A 16,883-nucleotide genomic window follows, 5' to 3' on the forward strand; every position below is an offset into this window, starting at 1 on the left:
CGTGGCCGATATCGTGGGATTGCTGTTGCCGTTTTTCGGCCTGATCTTCATCGGTTACGGCGCGGCGCGCATCACGAAGCAGCCGGTCGAGGCGATGGGCTGGCTGAACACCTTCATTATCTATGCGGCGCTGCCGGCGCTGTTTTTCAAGCTGGTGTCGAAAACCCCGGTGGAGGAACTGGCGCGGATGGATTTTGTCGCCGCCAGCCTTGCCTGCACCTATGGCATTTTTCTGCTGGTGTTCCTGATTGGCCGGTTCATACGCAAGAACAGCTTCGCCGAAACCACGATCCAGAGTTTCGCGGCGAGCTACGGCAATATCGGTTACATGGGGCCGGGGCTTGCGCTGCTGGCGCTTGGCGAAAAGGCGGCAGTGCCGGTGGCGCTGATCGTCTGCCTTGAAAACGCTGCCCATTTCATCGTCGCACCGGCGATGATGGCGGTGGCTGGGGGCGACAAGCGATCGACTGCGAGGCTTGCGCTGGATGTGGCGCGCAAGGTCATCACTCATCCGTTCATCGTCTCGGTAATTGCCGGATTTCTTGCCGCTTCGCTGTCATGGCAACCGCCGGAGGCGGTGCAGCGGCTGGTGGATTATCTGGCGCAATCGGCCGCCCCCTGCGCGCTGTTTGCCATGGGCGTAACGCTGGCGCTCAGGCCAATGAAACGGGTGCCGGTGGAAATCAGCTATATCGTGCCGGCAAAGCTGATCCTGCATCCTCTTGCCGCCTATCTGGTCCTGTCGTCGCTCGGGCGGTTCGAGCCGGTGTGGATCTATTCCGCCGTTCTGCTCGCTGCGCTACCGACCGCAACGAATGTCTTCGTCATCGGCCAGCAATATCATGTCTGGCAGGAGCGGGCGTCGGCGACGATCCTGATTTCGACAATGCTGTCGGTCTTCACGCTGACCGGTGTGGTGTATTTCATCCAGCCTTTTTGAAGCTGCCGAACAGCAGCGAGGGCAGGGCCTTCAGCCCGCGCCCCGGCTCGATGCCTTCGCGCATGACCATGCTTCTGAGCGTGCCGATGCCGGAGAGCACATGCAGGCCCGCCGCGCGCGCCATCTGCACCGGCAGGAAATCCGAAAGCAGCGAGCGGTTCAGGAGATCGACGCTCAGGGTGCGGCTATAAACATCCGCCCGCCGTTTGCGGTCGAAGCTGCTGCCGGCGTCCGCCGCAATCGGCCGGTCGGAGACGGCGCCCAGCAGTTCCGTCAGCACGATGATGTCGCGCAGGCTGAGGTTCAGTCCCTGCGCGCCGATGGGTGGAAAACCATGCGCCGCCTCGCCGATCAGCGCCACGCGGCCCTTGCCGAAGCGGTGCGCCGTCATGGAAGACAGCGGCCATGCCTGCACGCTGTTCTCTACGGTAACCGCGCCGAGCATGGATTGCATGCGTTCCTCGACCTTCAGGCTCAGGGCTTCCAGCGGCAGCGCCGTCAGTTCCTCGGCCTGCTGTGGCGTGACGACCCAGACGAGGCTGGAACGGTTGCCGGGCAGGGGAACCTGGGTGAAAGGTCCGGTTGGCGTGTGGAATTCCGTCGAGACGTTGCCATGCGGCCGGCTATGGCCAAAGTTCAGGACGACGGCTGTCTGCGGGTAGGACCAGGATTTGACACCGATACCGGCCGCATCCCGCACCATCGATTTCCTGCCATCGGCGCCGATCAGAAAATCGGCCGATAGCGTTTCGCCATTCGCCAGCGTCACCGTTATGCGGTCGTTACCGATGTCGATCGTTTCGGCGAAAGTGTCGAGACGGGTAATATTGTGTTCCTGCTCGACTGCCTCTGCGAGAACGCCTAGCAGCGCCTCATTGGGAATATTCCAGCCGAAAGCATCCAGCCCGATTTCGGAGGAGCGGAACTGTACCGTCGGCGCGCGCAGCAGGCGGTCGGTGCCGTCGATGATCTGCATGGTGGAAAGGCGCGCGGCGGCAGGCGCGATGCGTGACCAAAGGCCGAGGCGGTCCATGAACCGGATGGACTGATCCATCAGCGCGGTGGTGCGCTGATCCTTCCTGTCGCTTGAAGGAGCAACGAGCGCCACGTGGCGGCCGGCCCGGGCGAGCGCAATAGCGGCAATCTGGCCCGCAAGTCCCGCACCTGTTATGGCGATATCGAAGTGTCTCATGGTCCTGATCCGTTGTTATTTCCACAGCATCATAGAGGCTTTGCGCAGGTAAATCCACTTGGACGCCGGAACATCCGGGCGCAAACATTCGTTGGTTGCGCCACTATATTAGTCTTAGGATAAGCGGATTGAGCCGGTTGCAAAGCGTGGTGAATGGCCGCATACCGGAATGAACAGGGCGGATGAAAAGCGGGGCGCAGACGCTGACCATGAAAATTTTCAACTACAAGCGTGTTCCCTACGCGGAAATCCGCGCCTTTTCCGTGCATATGCTCACGGCATCCGGTTCGTTTCTGGCGTTTCTCGGCGTCGTCGCCGCTGCCGAGCATCGTTTTGTCGATATGTTCTGGTGGCTGGGGCTTGCGCTTCTGGTCGATGGTATCGATGGACCCATCGCCCGCAAGGTGCGGGTGAAGGAAGTTCTGCCCAACTGGTCCGGCGATACGCTCGACAATATCATCGACTATGTCACCTATGTGCTTCTGCCAGCCTTTGCGCTTTACCAGAGTGGCATGATCGGCGAGCCGTTATCCTTCGTGGCGGCTGGCATGATCGTGGTCTCGAGTGCCATCTATTATGCCGATATGGGCATGAAGACGGACGAATATTTCTTCTCGGGATTCCCGGTGGTGTGGAACATGGTTGTTTTCACGCTGTTCGTCATGGATGCGAGCGCAACCACGGCCATGATAGTCGTCACCGTCTCGGTGTTCTTGACATTCCTGCCGATCAACTTCCTGCATCCGGTGCGGGTTAAGAGGTTGCGGCCGCTCAATCTGGCCGTCGTGTTCGTCTGGTGCGCGCTTGGCGGTTATGCGCTGCTAATGCATTTTGAAACGCCGACATGGGCAGTGATCGCATTCGTGGCGAGCGGCATCTATCTTTATTGCATCGGTGGAATCTTGCAGTTCTTCCCCTCGCTCGGCGCGAAGTAAGAAAAATCTAAAGCCGTTTATTGCTTGTGCAAATTGCATTTAAGCAGTTTCTTTTTCGGTTGTGCGCAGCAGCAAAACGGTTATCAATAAATCATGGTCCCGTAGCATTGCATACGCATTGCCACCGGATTGGGAACAATGACCACGGTTGTTGAAATGCTTCAAAGAAAGCATGGACAGCCGGTGAAAGAGGGGATCCGTGACTGGAAATCTGGCGCCAGAGGCCATGCCTCTTCTGTCCGTTCGCAAGCTGACAAAGCTGTTCGGCAATTTCGCCGCCTGCAACGGCATCGATCTCGATATTGCGCCGGGCGAAATCCATGCGCTTCTGGGTGAAAACGGCGCCGGCAAGTCCACGCTCGTCAAGATGCTGTTCGGCGTCCTTGCGCCGACGGAAGGCGACATCATCTGGCAGGGCCAGCCAGTTTCCGTAGGTTCGCCAAGCGAAGCCCGCAGGCTCGGTATCGGCATGGTGTTCCAGCATTTCTCGCTGTTCGAGGCGCTGACGGTTGCTGAAAACATCGCCCTGTCGCTTGACCCGAAAATCTCTCTGAAGGAAATCGCCAAGGAAGCCGAAACGCTGTCGCGCGCCTATGGCCTGCCGCTCGATCCCAATGCGCATGTGGCCGATCTTTCGGTTGGCGAGCGTCAGCGGATCGAGATCGTGCGCGCGCTGTTGCAGAACCCGCGCCTCATCATTCTCGACGAACCGACCTCGGTGCTGACGCCGCAGGAGGCCGACAAGCTGTTCGAGACGCTGGAAAAGCTGAAGGCCGAAGGCCGTTCGGTGCTTTATATCAGCCACCGTCTGGAAGAGGTGCAGCGCATCTGTGATCGCGCCACCGTCCTGCGTCACGGCAAGGTGACGGGTGCGTGCGATCCGCGCAAGGAAACGCCGGCATCTCTGGCGCGCATGATGGTCGGCAGCGATGTCGCAAGCGTTTCGCGGTCAACGGGCGAAGCGCTCGGCGTGCCGCAGATAGAGGTCATGGCGCTTTCGGTCGCGCCGCGCACGCCTTTTGCCGTGGCCTTGAAATCGATTTCCATGAATGTGCGTGCAGGCGAGGTGCTGGCGATTGCCGGTGTGGCCGGCAATGGGCAGGGCGAACTGTTCGATGCGCTTTCGGGCGAATATCCCGTCTATAATAATGACGCCATCCATCTGCGCGGCAAGCCGGTTGGCCGCACCGGTATTAATGGCCGCCGGCTGATGGGCGCGGGTTTCGTGCCGGAAGAGCGCCACGGCCATGCCGCCGTTCCCGGCATGAGCCTTTCCGACAATCTTCTGCTGGCGCGGGCGCGTTCCGATCGCAAGGCGTTTCTGACCGGCGGTTTCCTGCGCATCGTCAGGGGTTCGGCCATCAGGGCGGCGGCGCGGCGCATTTCGGAAACCATGGATGTGCGCAAGAGCGGGGCCGATCCGCTGGCCGGATCGCTTTCCGGCGGCAACCTGCAAAAATTCATCGTCGGGCGCGAGCTTGACCGTCAACCCGCCGTGCTGGTGGTCAACCAGCCGACCTGGGGCGTGGATGCCGGTGCCGCAAGCCGCATCCGCCAGGCGCTGGTCGATCTTGCCAAGGCCGGCTCGGCCGTCATCGTCATCAGCCAGGATCTCGATGAAATCTTCGAGGTCGCCACCAATATCGCGGTCATTTCCGACGGCAAGCTCTCCGAGGCCCATCCGGTGGAAGAGATGACGCTTGAAAAGATCGGTCTGTTGATGGGTGGCATCCATACGTCACATTCGGGAGCCGCCCAGCATGCGCATTGAGCTTGAAAAACGCGCAGGGGTCTCCCGGCTTTTCACCCTGCTGTCGCCGCTTCTGGCGCTGGTGCTGACTCTCCTCGTTGGCGCTGTCATGTTCGCCATGCTCGGCAAAAATCCGGCTCACGCGCTTTACGCCTTTTTCGTCGAGCCGCTGCTGGAGGTCTGGTCGCTGCACGAGCTGGCGATCAAGGCCGCACCGCTGATCCTGATCGGCGTCGGCTTGTCGATCTGTTATCGCTCGAATAACTGGAATATCGGCGCGGAGGGGCAATTCACCATCGGCGCGATCACCGGTTCCATCCTGCCGGTGCTTTATCCGGACTGGCATTCGCCGCTCATCCTGCCGCTGATGATGGTGATGGGCGCAATCGGCGGCGCGCTTTATGCGGGTATTCCGGCGCTGTTGAAAACGAAGTTCAACACTAATGAAATCCTCGTCAGCCTGATGCTGGTCTATGTCGCGCAGCTTTTCCTCGACTGGCTGACGCGCGGTATCTGGCGGGATCCCGGTGGTTACAACTTTCCGCAGACAAAGCCATTCAACGACAGCGCCGTTCTGCCGGAAATGCTGGCCTCGGGCCGGGCGCATTGGGGCTTCGTTTTCGCCATCGTCGCGGCCGTCGCGCTGTGGTTCATGATGCGCTACATGCTGAAGGGCTTCGAGGTGACGGTACTCGGCCAATCGGCGCGGGCAGGGCGCTTCGCCGGTTTCTCCTCCAGCCGCATGGTGTGGTTTTCTTTGTTGCTCTCCGGTGCGCTGGCGGGGCTTGCGGGAATTTCGGAAGCTTCCGGTTCCATCGGCCATCTCCAGCCAAGCATTTCGCCGGGTTACGGTTTTACCGCCATCATCGTCGCCTTTCTCGGCCGCCTCAATCCGCTTGGCATCATCCTTTCCGGGCTTGTACTGGCGCTGACCTATCTCGGCGGCGAGGCGGCGCAGCTTTCGATCGGCGTCTCCGACAAGGTGACGCGGGTGTTTCAGGGGCTGATGCTGTTCTTCGTATTGTCCTGCGATACGCTGATCTTCTATCGCATCCGGGTCGTTTTTGCCGGCAAGACACATCGTAAAGAAGGAGCGGCATGATGGATATGCTTCAGGCCATTCTTCTCACCGTCATCACCGCCGCCACCCCGCTCGTCATCGCCGCTTCGGGCGAACTTGTGGCGGAGCGTTCGGGTGTGCTCAATCTCGGCGTTGAGGGCATGATGATCATGGGCGCGGTCTGCGCCTTCGCCGCCACGCATATGACCGGCTCTCCCTATCTCGGCATTCTGGCCGGTATCGCCTCCGGCGCGGTGTTTTCGCTGCTGTTCGGCTTCCTGACGCTGACGCTTGTCACCAACCAGGTGGCGACGGGTCTTGCCCTCACCATTCTCGGCCTCGGCGTCTCCGGCATGCTGGGTGAGAGTTTCGTCGGCCTGCCGGGCATCAAGCTACAGCCCATCGTCTTTCCGGTTTTGTCGGAGATTCCCTTTTTCGGTCCGCTGCTGTTCCGGCAGGATCTGATCTTCTACATGTCCATCGCGCTGGTCTTCGGCATCAGCTGGTTCCTGTTCAAAAGCCGCACGGGCCTGAAAATCCGCGCCATCGGTGACAATCACGCTTCGGCCCATGCGCTTGGCATCAACGTCATCCGTACGCGGTATCTGGCGGTCATGTTCGGCGGCGCCTGCGCCGGTCTTGCGGGCGCACAGCTGTCGCTGGTCTATACACCGCAATGGGTGGAAAACATGTCGGCCGGGCGCGGCTGGATTGCCCTGGCGCTTGTTGTCTTCGCCTCCTGGCGTCCATGGCGCCTGCTGGCGGGCGGTTATCTGTTCGGCGCGGTCACCATCGGCCAGTTGCATGCGCAGGCATTCGGTATCGGCGTGCCGTCGCAGCTGCTTTCGGCGATGCCTTATCTCGCAACTATTGTCGTGCTGGTCATCATCTCGCATAATCGCCGCACGACCTTGATCAACACACCGGCATCGCTGGGCAAATCCTTCGTGCCGGACAGGTAGAGCATCGGACCGAAAAGTGTAATGCGGTTTTCGGAAAATCCGATGCTGAGTCAGTCAATCCTCAAGTCTCCAAACCAACAGGGGTAAAAATGAAAAAACTGGTCATCGCACTTGCCGCTTCCGTCGCGGCGCTCGGCGGCGTCGTTTCCTCGGCTGAAGCCGCCGACGCCAAGAAGGTCTGCTTCATCTATGTCGGCAGCCGCACCGATGGCGGCTGGACACAGGCGCATGAAATCGGTCGCGAAGAGCTGCAGAAGCACTTCGGCGACAAGATCGAAACGCCGTTCCTCGAAAGCGTTCCGGAAGGCCCGGATGCCGAACGCGCCATCGAGCGTATGGCCCGTTCCGGCTGCGAACTGGTGTTCACCACCTCCTTCGGCTTCATGGATGCGACCGTGAAGGTTGCCCAGAAGTTCCCCAAGGTGAAGTTCGAGCACGCCACCGGCTTCAAGACCGCTGAAAACGTCGCGACCTACAATTCGCGCTTCTATGAAGGCCGTTACATTCAGGGCCAGATCGCCGCGAAGATGTCGAAGAAGGGTCTTGCCGGTTACATCGCTTCCTTCCCGATCCCGGAAGTGGTGATGGGCATTGATGCCTTCGTGCTCGGCGCACAGTCGGTCAACCCGGACTTCAAGCTCAAGGTCGTATGGGCCAATACCTGGTTCGACCCCGGCAAGGAAGCCGATGCCGCCAAGGCGCTGATCGACCAGGGCGTCGACATCCTGACGCAGCACACCGACACGACAGCACCGATGCAGGTTGCAGCTGAGCGTGGCATCAAGGCCTTCGGCCAGGCTTCCGACATGATCAAGGCCGGTCCCGAGACGCAGCTCACCGCCATCAAGGACACCTGGGGTGCTTATTACATCAAGCGCACGCAGGCTCTTCTCGATGGAACGTGGAAGTCCGAATCCGTTTGGGACGGCCTGAAGGATGGCATCCTGACCATGGCGCCCTACACCAACATGCCTGACGACGTGAAGAAGATGGCTGAGGAAACCGAAGCCAAGATCAAGTCGGGCGAGCTGCATCCCTTTACCGGCCCGGTGAAGAAGCAGGACGGCTCGGAATGGCTGAAGGCTGGTGAAAAGGCTGAGGACAAGGTTCTGCTCGGCCTCAACTTCTATGTTGCCGGCGTGGACGACAAGCTGCCGCAATAATCGGTGATTTCGCCAAACTCAACGTCATCCTCGGGCTTGACCCGAGGATCCACGCCTTTGACGGTCCATGGATTCTCGCCTCAAGGGCGAGGATGACGCGGGAGAGGCTAACCCTTATCAAGGTTCTGGCCGCGCATGAAATTCATGCGCGGCCTTTGTTACTTTCATATGTTTTACGCCGGGGATGCAGTTTGCCTTTGCTTTTCATGCAACTTGATGTTTTTCACTATAATCTGACTTGAGATACACACGTCTGGCGCGATTTTTTAAGGTCGCCAACCGAACGGAAGGACATGGCACTTGCAGCGCGGAATGCTCGATGCGGCGATCGGTTTTCGAAAGCTGCGGACAAATCATGCACAGGTCGTTCACAAGCTCGGGCTCGATATCGTCTCCGGCACCTTCAAGACGGGTGACATCCTGCCGGGCGATGCCGAGCTTATGGAGCGGCTGAAAGTATCGCGCACGGTGCTGCGCGAAGCGATGAAGACGCTGACCGCCAAGGGCATGATTTCCCCCAAGGCACGCATCGGCACCCGGGTGACGGAGCGCGAAAGCTGGAACATGTTCGATAGCGAAGTGCTTCTCTGGCACTTCGAGGCGGGCGTCAGCGACGAGTTCCTGCTGCATCTCTATGATATCCGTCAGGCTTTCGAGCCCTATGGCGCGGGGCTTGCCGCTCTCAGGGCAAAAGATGCCGATATCGCCAAGCTCGCCGCTTACGCCAACGAGATGGGCAACACAGCCTATTCCAAGGAAAAACGGGCGCTGGCGGATATGAATTTCCATGTGCTCATCACCGAAATGTCTGGCAACCCGTTCATGCGCACCGTCGGTTCGCTGATCAAGGCGGCGCTGGCGGGCATTTTCCGGATGAGCAACCCGGAAGCCGATCCCAACGAGATTTCCGATGTGTCTGCCTCTCATTTAAGGCTGGTCGAAGCGTTTCGCCTGCGTGATGAGGCCGCGGCGCGCCGCGAAATGGGCAGGCTGATTGAAAATGGTCGCCAGCAAATCTTGCAATTCACTGCCCGTCACCCACGCTGAATAAATCACTTCATCCCGCCGCTGATCACGTTTGATGAAAATCGGTGCGGAAATTTGGTGCGGGTTTGCATGGTTTCTTAAGTGGGCCGCCGTTATAGCAATGCCGGAACGCAATTACCGAAGCGCCTGTCTGTTCAACCGGCTGGCGTAAAGTCAAACATATGCCACTGTTCCGGCTGCCCTGCGGCCGGTAACGGGGTGTTGGAGGTCTTATGGAGCGCAGCTCTCTAGCCGTTATTCTCGCTGCGGGCGACAGCACGCGCATGAAGTCGTCGAAATCCAAGGTGCTGCACACGGTTGCCGGGCGACCGATGATTGCGCATGTGGTGGAGGCTGTGGCTGGATCGGGTGTCGGCGCGGTGGCGCTGGTGGTCGGGCGTGATGCGGATAATGTTGCCGCGGCCGCGAACCTTGGGGATGTTCAGGTTGAAGCTTTCCTGCAGACGGAACGCAAGGGCACCGGCCATGCGGTTCTTGCCGCACGCTCAGCCATCGAACGCGGTTTCGACGACCTGATCGTCGCTTATGGCGACGTGCCGCTCATCACTTCCGCGACGCTCGATCGGGCGCGCGAGGCGATTGCCGCCGGTGCCGATGTGGCCGTGATCGGCTTCCACACCGAGCGTCCGACCGGTTATGGCCGGTTGCTGGTCGAGAATGGCGAGCTGGTAGCGATCCGCGAGGAAAAAGACGCAACCGACGAAGAGCGCAAGGTGACCTGGTGCAATAGCGGCCTGATGGCGATCAACGGCCGCAATGCCCTTGATCTGCTCGACCGGATCGGCAACGGCAATGTGAAGGGCGAATATTACCTCACCGACATCGTTGAAATCGCCCGTTCGCTTGGCCGCCGCGCCGTTGCCATCGATGCGCCGGAAACCGAGCTGGTCGGCTGCAACAACCGTGCCGAACTGGCTTTTATCGAGAGGTTGTGGCAGGAGCGCCGCCGCCATGAATTGATGGTGGACGGCGTTTCGATGATCGCGCCCGAGACGGTTTTCCTCTCCTTCGATACGAAGATCGGGCAGGATGCCCTGATCGAGCCGAATGTCGTGTTCGGTCCCGGCGTGACGATCGAGCCGGGTGCTGTCATTCATGCATTCTCGCATCTGGAAGGGGCATATGTCGCTGAAGGTGCGACGGTCGGTCCCTATGCGCGACTGCGTCCGGGCGCGAACCTGCATGCCAATTCCAAGGTCGGTAATTTCTGCGAGGTCAAGAAGGCCGAGATCGGCGAGGATGCCAAGGTCAACCATCTGACCTATATCGGTGATGCCTTCATCGGCGCCGGCAGCAATATTGGTGCGGGCACCATCACCTGCAATTACGACGGTTACAACAAGGCTGAAACGCGGATCGGTGCGAACAGCTTCATTGGCTCGAACTCGTCGCTGGTTGCGCCCGTGACGATTGGAGAAGGCGCCTATATCGCTTCCGGCAGCGTGATTACCGATGACGTGCCTGATGACGCGCTGGCCTTCGGGCGGGCGCGTCAGGAAGTGAAGCCGGGCCGGGCAAGCGTGGTGCGTGAGCGGGCGAAAGCGCTGAAAGAAGCCAAGAAAAAGGCCTCTTGAAAGACGTTACCGAGCGATACCGAAAGTGACCGGCGAGATAATTGCTGATTTCGGAGAAACGGTTAGTAGTTTCGGCGAAGAGATCGCCGTCTGGAGAAATATATGTGCGGAATTGTCGGAATAGTCGGAACCCAGCCTGTTGCTGAACGGCTTGTCGATGCGCTGAAGCGTCTCGAATATCGCGGCTATGATTCGGCTGGTGTCGCCACCATCGACAATGGCGCGATGGACCGCCGCCGGGCGGAAGGCAAGCTCTTCAATCTGGAAAAGCTGGTTTCGGAAAAGCCGCTGCCGGGCGTTGTGGGTATTGCCCACACCCGCTGGGCGACCCATGGCGTGCCGAACGAAACCAATGCCCACCCGCATTTCGTCGAAGGCGTTGCCGTCGTCCATAATGGCATCATCGAAAACTTTGCCGAACTGCGCGAGGAGCTGACCGCCGGGGGTGCGACCTTCACCACCCAGACGGACACCGAAGTGGTGGCGCAGCTTCTGGCGAAATATACCCGCGAAGGCCTTGGCCATCGCGAAGCGATGCTGAAGATGCTGAACCGCGTTACCGGCGCCTATGCGCTGGTCGTCATGTTTCAGGATGATCCCGGCACGCTGCTTTCGGCACGTTCCGGCCCGCCGCTTGCCGTCGGTTATGGCCGGGGCGAAATGTTCCTTGGTTCCGACGCCATCGCGCTGTCGCCCTTCACCAACGAGATCACCTATCTGGTGGATGGCGACTGCGCCATCGTGACCCGGCAGGGTGCTGAGATCATCGATTTCTCCGGCAAGCCGGTAAAGCGCGAGCGGCAGATTTCGCAGGCGACGGCTTATGTGGTCGACAAGGGCAACCACCGCCACTTCATGGAAAAGGAAATCTACGAGCAGCCGGAAGTCATTTCCCACGCGCTCAGCCATTATGTGGATTTCGCCAGCAAGACCGTGAAGCAGGCCGACACCGCAATCGATTTCGCCAAGCTTTCCGGCCTTGCCATTTCCGCCTGCGGCACGGCCTATCTGTCCGGCCTGATCGGCAAATACTGGTTCGAGCGTTATGCGCGCCTGCCGGTGGAAATCGATGTCGCCTCGGAATTCCGCTACCGCGAGATCCCGCTTGTTCCCACGCAGGCGGCCCTGTTCATTTCGCAGTCAGGCGAAACCGCCGATACGCTGGCGGCCCTGCGTTATTGCCAGCAGGAGGGGCTGAAGATCGGCGCGGTGGTCAATACGCGTGAATCGACCATGGCGCGCGAATCCGATGCGATCTTCCCGATCCTTGCCGGTCCGGAAATCGGCGTCGCCTCCACCAAGGCCTTCACCTGCCAGCTTGCCGTGCTCGCTTCCCTGGCCGTTGCCGCCGGCAAGGCGCGCGGCACGATCACGCCCCAGCAGGAAACCGAACTGGTTCGCCATCTGACCGAGATGCCGCGCATCATGAGCAAGGTTCTCAACAGCATCCAGCCGCAGATCGAGGCGCTGTCGCGCGATCTGTCGCGTTTCAAGGATGTGCTTTATCTCGGCCGCGGCACCAGCTTTCCGCTGGCGCTGGAAGGCGCACTGAAGCTCAAGGAAATCTCCTATATCCACGCCGAAGGTTATGCCGCCGGTGAGCTGAAGCATGGGCCAATTGCGCTGATTGACGAGAACACGCCTGTTATCGTCATTGCGCCGCATGACCGCTTCTTCGAAAAGACCGTGTCGAACATGCAGGAAGTCGCCGCGCGCGGTGGCCGCATTATCTTCATTACCGATGAGAAGGGGGCTGCCGCCTCCAAGCTCGACACCATGGCGACGATCACGCTGCCTGATGTGGACGAGCTGATCGCGCCGATGGTCTTCTCGCTGCCGATCCAGCTGCTTGCCTACCACACCGCCGTCTTCATGGGCACGGATGTGGACCAGCCGCGCAATCTGGCGAAATCGGTGACGGTGGAATGATCATCCGGCCGGAACGGCAGGATGATGAAGGTGCGATTGCCCGCGTTACGGAAGATGCCTTCCGTAACGTCGATCACAGCGACAAGACCGAACATCTGATCGTTGCGCGGCTGCGCAAGGGGGGTGCGCTCACCGTTTCCGTGGTGGCCGAGGATAGTGAAGGCATCATCGGCCATGTCGGTTTTTCGCCGGTGACGCTCACCAGCGGCGAGGCCGGCTGGTTCTGCCTCGCGCCGCTTTCCGTGATACCGGAGCGACAGGGGCAGGGTGTCGGTTCAAGGCTGGTGCGGGACGGGCTTGCCGTTCTGGAGCGTCTGAATGCTTCCGGGTGCGTCGTGGCAGGTGATCCGGACTATTATGGCCGCTTCGGTTTTCGCCATGTCGAAGGGGTGAATGCGGAAGGGATTCCTGACGAATATTTCACAGTTCTTCGCTTGCATGGCGGAACTCCATCCGGCATTGTCGGTTTTCATCCGGGTTTCGATGGCGACAACGCTTAATTCCGAACGGTAAATGACTGAAATTCCAGTAAAAATATCCTTCGCAGCCCGTCTGCGCAACAGCTTCCTCACGGGCGTTCTCATTCTCGCGCCCGTCACCATCACCATGTGGCTGGTGTGGAGCTTCCTGCAATGGGCGGATAGTTGGGTTAAACCCTATATTCCCGCCCGTTACGATCCCGAGCAATATTTCGATGTGGCGATCCCCGGCTTCGGGCTGCTGATCGCCGTCGTTGGCATCACACTCATCGGTTTTCTCGGTAATAACCTCATCGGCAAATGGATCGTCGGCGTCGGCGAATCCATTCTTAATCGCATGCCGCTGGTGCGGCCGATCTACAAGAGCATCAAACAGCTGTTCGAATCCGTTCTGAAGGAGCATGCGAACTCCTTCAAGAAGGTCGGCCTGATCGAGTTTCCATCCCCCGGCACCTGGGCGATGGTTTTCGTTGCCTCGGATGCCAAGGGTGAGCTTGCCCACCGGTTCAACGAGATGGGCCAGGAGATGGTCGCCGTCTTCCTGCCGCCGACCCCGGTGCCGACGGCGGGCTTCCTGCTGTTCGTGCCGAAAGACAAGATCGTGATGTTGGACATGACGCCGGAAGATGCGGCGAAACTCTTGATTTCCGGTGGTCTCGTCGCACCGGATTTCACGCCGCCGAAGATGATTGCGCCGGTTTGATGATATTCGCGCCTATACGATCCCTTGCTCCATTGTCACTCAGGGGTGAAATGTCGCGCGGTTGACGAACCAATGTGGTTCACCAATAATCACAGTGAACCGAAATTGGCTGCAACCATGACTGCGTTTACAGTACGCCTGCCGGACGAGGTGGCTGTCAAGCTTGATCAGCTGGCAGAAAAGCTCGATCGCTCACGGTCCTACATGGCGGCGCGGGCGATTGAGGACTTTGTCGCCCGCGAAGAGTGGCAGCTTGCCGAGATCGAGGCAGGATTGGCGGAGGCCGATCGCGGCGAGTTCGGGACGCCGGAAGAACTGGCAAACATCGTCGGAAAATACGTCAGGTCTACGCGGTCGTCATGAGCGGTCGAAAAATTCGATGGACGTTGCGGGCGTTGCGACGGCTCGATGAAATCGGTGCGCATATCGAAACGGACAATCCAGCCGCTGCGGCCCGTGTGATTTCCCGCCTTGTCTCGGCAGTCGATATGTCGCTTGATCAGCCTGCTATGGGACGGGTGGGGCGGATCAAGGGAACACCGGAAGCCGTGCTTTCCGACATTTCCTACATCGTTGCCTATCGCGTTGGCCGGGATATCGAAGTTTTGACGATTATCCACACATCGCAGCGGTGGCCTTCGGAGCTTTAGCCAAACAGTCCCTCAGACTTCATGGTCAATCCTCGTCATCCAGATCATCAACCTCTGTGCCCGTCGTTGTGGCGTGGAATACGGGAACGAAAAGCCGCATATAGACCAGCCGCACGCTCCAGCCTTCTTCCAGCGCCTGGCTCCACGCCTTCTTGCGGCCGGGCTTTTTGAACGCCTTGCCGATCGCCTTTTTCTCGCTCTTCGCAAATGTCTCGGGTTGCAGGATATTCTGCGGCGAGCACAGTGCATAACCTTTGCGGAAGGCGGGTGGCGGGCGGCGCGGGTCGATCATGTTCATGGCGGTTCACTTTCAGCCGGCGTGCAGGAAGCGGATCGCTTCGTCGCGGCGGTGCAGATAGAGCAGGGTGCGCAGGCTTTCGCCGCGCGGGCCTGTCAGTTCGGGGTCGCGCTCGATGACGTAAGCCGCGTCCTTGCGGGCGATTTCCAACAGATCGGCATGGGCCTCGAGGCTGGCGATACGGAAACCGGGCGTGCCGGACTGGCGGGTGCCGAGCAGCTCGCCTTCACCACGCAGCTTCAAATCCTCTTCCGCGATCAGGAAGCCGTCCTCGCTGTCGCGCAGGATGGAAAGCCGGGCGCGGCCATTTTCGCTGAGCGGTCCTTTATAGAGCAGGATACAGGTGGAGGCCTCGTCGCCGCGTCCAACCCGGCCGCGCAGCTGGTGAAGCTGGGCGAGGCCGAAACGTTCGGCGTGTTCGATGACCATGATTGTCGCATCCGGTACGTCGACGCCGACTTCCACCACCGTCGTTGCCACCAGCAGCCGGGTTTCACCGCTCTTGAAAGCGAGCATGGCGGCGTCTTTTTCCGGGCCGCTCATGCGGCCATGGATAAGACCGATATTGGCGCCGAGCATCTGCGAGAGAACCGCATGGCGCTCTTCCGCCGACATCAGGTCGGATTCTTCCGTTTCCTCCACCAGCGGGCAGATCCAGTAGGCCTTCTTGCCATCCTTCAACGCCGCGCGCAGCCGCTCGACAATATCGCCGATCCGTTCGGTTGGGATCGTAACGGTCTGGATAGGCTTGCGGCCAGCCGGTTTTTCGGTGAGCTTGGAGACATCCATGTCCCCGAAGGCGGCCAGAACCAGCGTGCGCGGAATAGGCGTGGCGGTCATGACCAGCATATGCGGCGTGATGCCCTTGGCGGTGAGGCGCAGGCGCTGGTGCACGCCGAAACGGTGCTGCTCGTCCACCACTGCCAGCACGAGGTTCTTGTAAGCGACGCTGTCCTGAAACAGCGCATGGGTGCCGATGACGATCTGCGCTTCGCCGGAGGCGACGCGCTCCTCGATCTCGCGACGCTCCTTGCCCTTGGTGCGACCTGTCAGCACTTCGACGGTGATGCCTGCTGCGAGAGCGAGTTTGGAGATGGTGGCATAGTGCTGGCGTGCAAGGATTTCGGTCGGGGCCATCAGCACCGCCTGTCCACCAGCCTCCACCGCCGTTGCCATGGCCATCAGCGCCACCAGCGTCTTGCCCGCGCCGACATCGCCCTGCAGCAGCCGCAGCATACGGTCTTCGCCGGCCATATCGGTCAAAATATCCTTCACCGCAGCACTCTGGCTTGCCGTCAGCGAGAAGGGCAGCTGCGACAGAATTTTTGCGGCAACGTCACCTTTGGCGCGGATCGGCTGGCCCGCCACCTTGCGCAGCCGCTGGCGCACCAGCGCCAAGGACAATTGCCCGGCGAGGAATTCATCATAGGCAAGCCGCCGGCGCGCCGGCGCCTGCGGCTCGATATCGGCGCTGTCGCGCGGATCGTGCAGCTCGCGGAAGCTCGATGCCACATCGCCAAAACCCTGCCGGGTTTTGAGCGTTTCGTCGATCCATTCGGGAAAGGCGGGCAGTTTTGAAAGCCCAGCTTCGATTGCCCGGCGCAGCACCTTGGCAGACAGCCCGGCAGTCATGGGATAGACCGCTTCCACCAGCGGCAGGTTCTCGGCCTCGGAAAGCTTCACCATGAAATCCGGATGCACCATGGAGGCGCGGCCGTTGAACCAGTCCACCTTGCCACTGACGAGAACCTCTTCATCGACGGGCAGGGCCTTGGACAGCCAGTCGCCCTTGGCGCGGAAGAAGGTCAGAGCCAGTTCGCCGGTCTCGTCATGCAGGAAAACCCGGTAGGGTGCGGAACGGTTGCCCGATGGCGGTGGCTGGTGGCGGTCGACGCGTCCCTGAATGGTGACAATGGCGCCGGGGGCCGCCAGCGCAATGCCGGGGCGGTTGCGGCGGTCGATGACATTTGACGGCGCATGGAACAGAAGATCGATGACACGGGTGTCGTCCGCGTTTTCCCGGTTCAAGAGCTTGGCCAGAAGATCGGCAAGCTTCGGCCCCACACCCGCAAGGGTGGAGACGGAGGCAAACAGCGGATCGAGAATGGCCGGGCGCATGGGTCAGCAAAATCGGGGAAGGGGACGCGTTATGCAAGACTTGGGGGCGGACAAAGGCGGGTTATCACCGGCAGATTTTCACT

At 60.1% G+C, this 16,883-nt stretch carries 16 protein-coding genes; 13 read left to right on the forward strand and 3 right to left on the reverse strand.

The window, feature by feature from the left end:
- Position 1: 1 nt before the first annotated feature.
- Positions 2–940: an AEC family transporter gene (locus ACQZ5F_RS04495; RefSeq protein ID WP_225339736.1), complete on the forward strand. Its 939-nt coding sequence runs from the start codon at positions 2–4 to the stop codon at positions 938–940.
- Here the strand turns inward: ACQZ5F_RS04495 and ACQZ5F_RS04500 are convergent.
- Entirely contained in the window at positions 924–2,132 is a 1,209-nt protein-coding gene (locus ACQZ5F_RS04500) for a UbiH/UbiF family hydroxylase (RefSeq protein WP_137084529.1), read from the reverse strand. The two genes, ACQZ5F_RS04495 and ACQZ5F_RS04500, sit on opposite strands and share 17 nt — an antisense overlap.
- 209 nt (positions 2,133–2,341) lie before the next feature.
- Here ACQZ5F_RS04500 and pcsA point away from each other — a divergent pair, with 209 nt between their 5' ends.
- The 12 genes from pcsA (at position 2,342) to ACQZ5F_RS04560 (ending at position 14,384) form a co-directional block, all read left to right on the forward strand.
- A complete protein-coding gene (pcsA, locus tag ACQZ5F_RS04505) occupies positions 2,342–3,067 on the forward strand; it encodes a phosphatidylcholine synthase (protein ID WP_137084527.1) in 726 nt (241 codons plus the stop codon).
- A 211-nt stretch (positions 3,068–3,278) separates the two neighbouring features.
- Complete coding sequence (locus ACQZ5F_RS04510) at positions 3,279–4,838, forward strand: ABC transporter ATP-binding protein (RefSeq protein WP_046798453.1); 1,560 nt, start codon at positions 3,279–3,281, stop codon at positions 4,836–4,838.
- Entirely contained in the window at positions 4,828–5,919 is a 1,092-nt protein-coding gene (locus tag ACQZ5F_RS04515; protein ID WP_046798265.1) for an ABC transporter permease, read from the forward strand. Before ACQZ5F_RS04510 ends, ACQZ5F_RS04515 begins: the two co-directional genes overlap by 11 nt.
- The gene (locus tag ACQZ5F_RS04520) at positions 5,919–6,839 is read left to right on the forward strand and encodes an ABC transporter permease (protein WP_052819852.1); all 921 of its coding nucleotides are present in this window, start codon (positions 5,919–5,921) and stop codon (positions 6,837–6,839) included. Before ACQZ5F_RS04515 ends, ACQZ5F_RS04520 begins: the two co-directional genes overlap by 1 nt.
- A gap of 89 nt (positions 6,840–6,928) precedes the next feature.
- The gene (locus ACQZ5F_RS04525) at positions 6,929–8,002 is read left to right on the forward strand and encodes a BMP family ABC transporter substrate-binding protein (RefSeq protein ID WP_046798267.1); all 1,074 of its coding nucleotides are present in this window, start codon (positions 6,929–6,931) and stop codon (positions 8,000–8,002) included.
- 312 nt (positions 8,003–8,314) lie between these two features.
- Entirely contained in the window at positions 8,315–9,049 is a 735-nt protein-coding gene (locus tag ACQZ5F_RS04530; protein ID WP_137086005.1) for a FadR/GntR family transcriptional regulator, read from the forward strand.
- A 212-nt stretch (positions 9,050–9,261) separates the two neighbouring features.
- On the forward strand, positions 9,262–10,623 hold the full coding sequence (glmU, locus tag ACQZ5F_RS04535; protein ID WP_225339737.1) for a bifunctional UDP-N-acetylglucosamine diphosphorylase/glucosamine-1-phosphate N-acetyltransferase GlmU: 1,362 nt from the start codon (positions 9,262–9,264) through the stop codon (positions 10,621–10,623).
- Between the two features lie 102 nt (positions 10,624–10,725).
- Complete coding sequence (gene glmS, locus ACQZ5F_RS04540; RefSeq protein WP_137084523.1) at positions 10,726–12,552, forward strand: glutamine--fructose-6-phosphate transaminase (isomerizing); 1,827 nt, start codon at positions 10,726–10,728, stop codon at positions 12,550–12,552.
- On the forward strand, positions 12,549–13,052 hold the full coding sequence (locus ACQZ5F_RS04545; RefSeq protein ID WP_225339738.1) for a GNAT family N-acetyltransferase: 504 nt from the start codon (positions 12,549–12,551) through the stop codon (positions 13,050–13,052). The genes glmS and ACQZ5F_RS04545 overlap by 4 nt, the downstream gene beginning before the upstream one ends.
- A 13-nt stretch (positions 13,053–13,065) precedes the next feature.
- Positions 13,066–13,734, forward strand: a complete 669-nt coding sequence (locus ACQZ5F_RS04550; protein ID WP_046798272.1) for a DUF502 domain-containing protein — start codon at positions 13,066–13,068, stop codon at positions 13,732–13,734.
- Positions 13,735–13,851: 117 nt separating this feature from the next.
- Positions 13,852–14,097, forward strand: a complete 246-nt coding sequence (locus ACQZ5F_RS04555; protein WP_046798273.1) for a CopG family ribbon-helix-helix protein — start codon at positions 13,852–13,854, stop codon at positions 14,095–14,097.
- Positions 14,094–14,384, forward strand: coding sequence for a type II toxin-antitoxin system RelE/ParE family toxin (locus ACQZ5F_RS04560; RefSeq protein WP_225339739.1), 291 nt, complete (start codon positions 14,094–14,096; stop codon positions 14,382–14,384). The genes ACQZ5F_RS04555 and ACQZ5F_RS04560 overlap by 4 nt, the downstream gene beginning before the upstream one ends.
- 25 nt (positions 14,385–14,409) lie before the next feature.
- Here the strand turns inward: ACQZ5F_RS04560 and ACQZ5F_RS04565 are convergent, their stop codons facing one another.
- Together ACQZ5F_RS04565 and recG are read right to left on the reverse strand one after the other, a co-directional pair.
- Positions 14,410–14,682 carry a hypothetical protein gene (locus tag ACQZ5F_RS04565; protein ID WP_046798274.1) on the reverse strand — a complete coding sequence of 91 codons (273 nt, stop codon included), beginning with the start codon at positions 14,680–14,682 and terminating at the stop codon, positions 14,410–14,412.
- A 12-nt stretch (positions 14,683–14,694) separates the two neighbouring features.
- Positions 14,695–16,800, reverse strand: a complete 2,106-nt coding sequence (recG, locus tag ACQZ5F_RS04570; protein ID WP_225339740.1) for an ATP-dependent DNA helicase RecG — start codon at positions 16,798–16,800, stop codon at positions 14,695–14,697.
- Between the last annotated feature and the right edge of the window lie 83 nt (positions 16,801–16,883).

The sequence above is a fragment of the Agrobacterium sp. 22-210-1 genome (genome assembly GCF_053522525.1).

What these genes read in the sequence shown, in the direction of transcription:
- ACQZ5F_RS04500 (WP_137084529.1), bottom strand. Translation starts at nt 2,132, where the DNA reads ATGAGACACTTCGATATCGCCATAACAGGTGCGGGACTTGCGGGCCAG.
- pcsA (WP_137084527.1), top strand. Translation starts at nt 2,342, where the DNA reads ATGAAAATTTTCAACTACAAGCGTGTTCCCTACGCGGAAATCCGCGCC.
- ACQZ5F_RS04515 (WP_046798265.1), top strand. Translation starts at nt 4,828, where the DNA reads ATGCGCATTGAGCTTGAAAAACGCGCAGGGGTCTCCCGGCTTTTCACC.
- ACQZ5F_RS04520 (WP_052819852.1), top strand. Translation starts at nt 5,919, where the DNA reads ATGGATATGCTTCAGGCCATTCTTCTCACCGTCATCACCGCCGCCACC.
- ACQZ5F_RS04525 (WP_046798267.1), top strand. Translation starts at nt 6,929, where the DNA reads ATGAAAAAACTGGTCATCGCACTTGCCGCTTCCGTCGCGGCGCTCGGC.
- ACQZ5F_RS04530 (WP_137086005.1), top strand. Translation starts at nt 8,315, where the DNA reads ATGCTCGATGCGGCGATCGGTTTTCGAAAGCTGCGGACAAATCATGCA.
- glmU (WP_225339737.1), top strand. Translation starts at nt 9,262, where the DNA reads ATGGAGCGCAGCTCTCTAGCCGTTATTCTCGCTGCGGGCGACAGCACG.
- glmS (WP_137084523.1), top strand. Translation starts at nt 10,726, where the DNA reads ATGTGCGGAATTGTCGGAATAGTCGGAACCCAGCCTGTTGCTGAACGG.
- ACQZ5F_RS04545 (WP_225339738.1), top strand. Translation starts at nt 12,549, where the DNA reads ATGATCATCCGGCCGGAACGGCAGGATGATGAAGGTGCGATTGCCCGC.
- ACQZ5F_RS04550 (WP_046798272.1), top strand. Translation starts at nt 13,066, where the DNA reads ATGACTGAAATTCCAGTAAAAATATCCTTCGCAGCCCGTCTGCGCAAC.
- ACQZ5F_RS04555 (WP_046798273.1), top strand. Translation starts at nt 13,852, where the DNA reads ATGACTGCGTTTACAGTACGCCTGCCGGACGAGGTGGCTGTCAAGCTT.
- ACQZ5F_RS04560 (WP_225339739.1), top strand. Translation starts at nt 14,094, where the DNA reads ATGAGCGGTCGAAAAATTCGATGGACGTTGCGGGCGTTGCGACGGCTC.
- ACQZ5F_RS04565 (WP_046798274.1), bottom strand. Translation starts at nt 14,682, where the DNA reads ATGAACATGATCGACCCGCGCCGCCCGCCACCCGCCTTCCGCAAAGGT.
- recG (WP_225339740.1), bottom strand. Translation starts at nt 16,800, where the DNA reads ATGCGCCCGGCCATTCTCGATCCGCTGTTTGCCTCCGTCTCCACCCTT.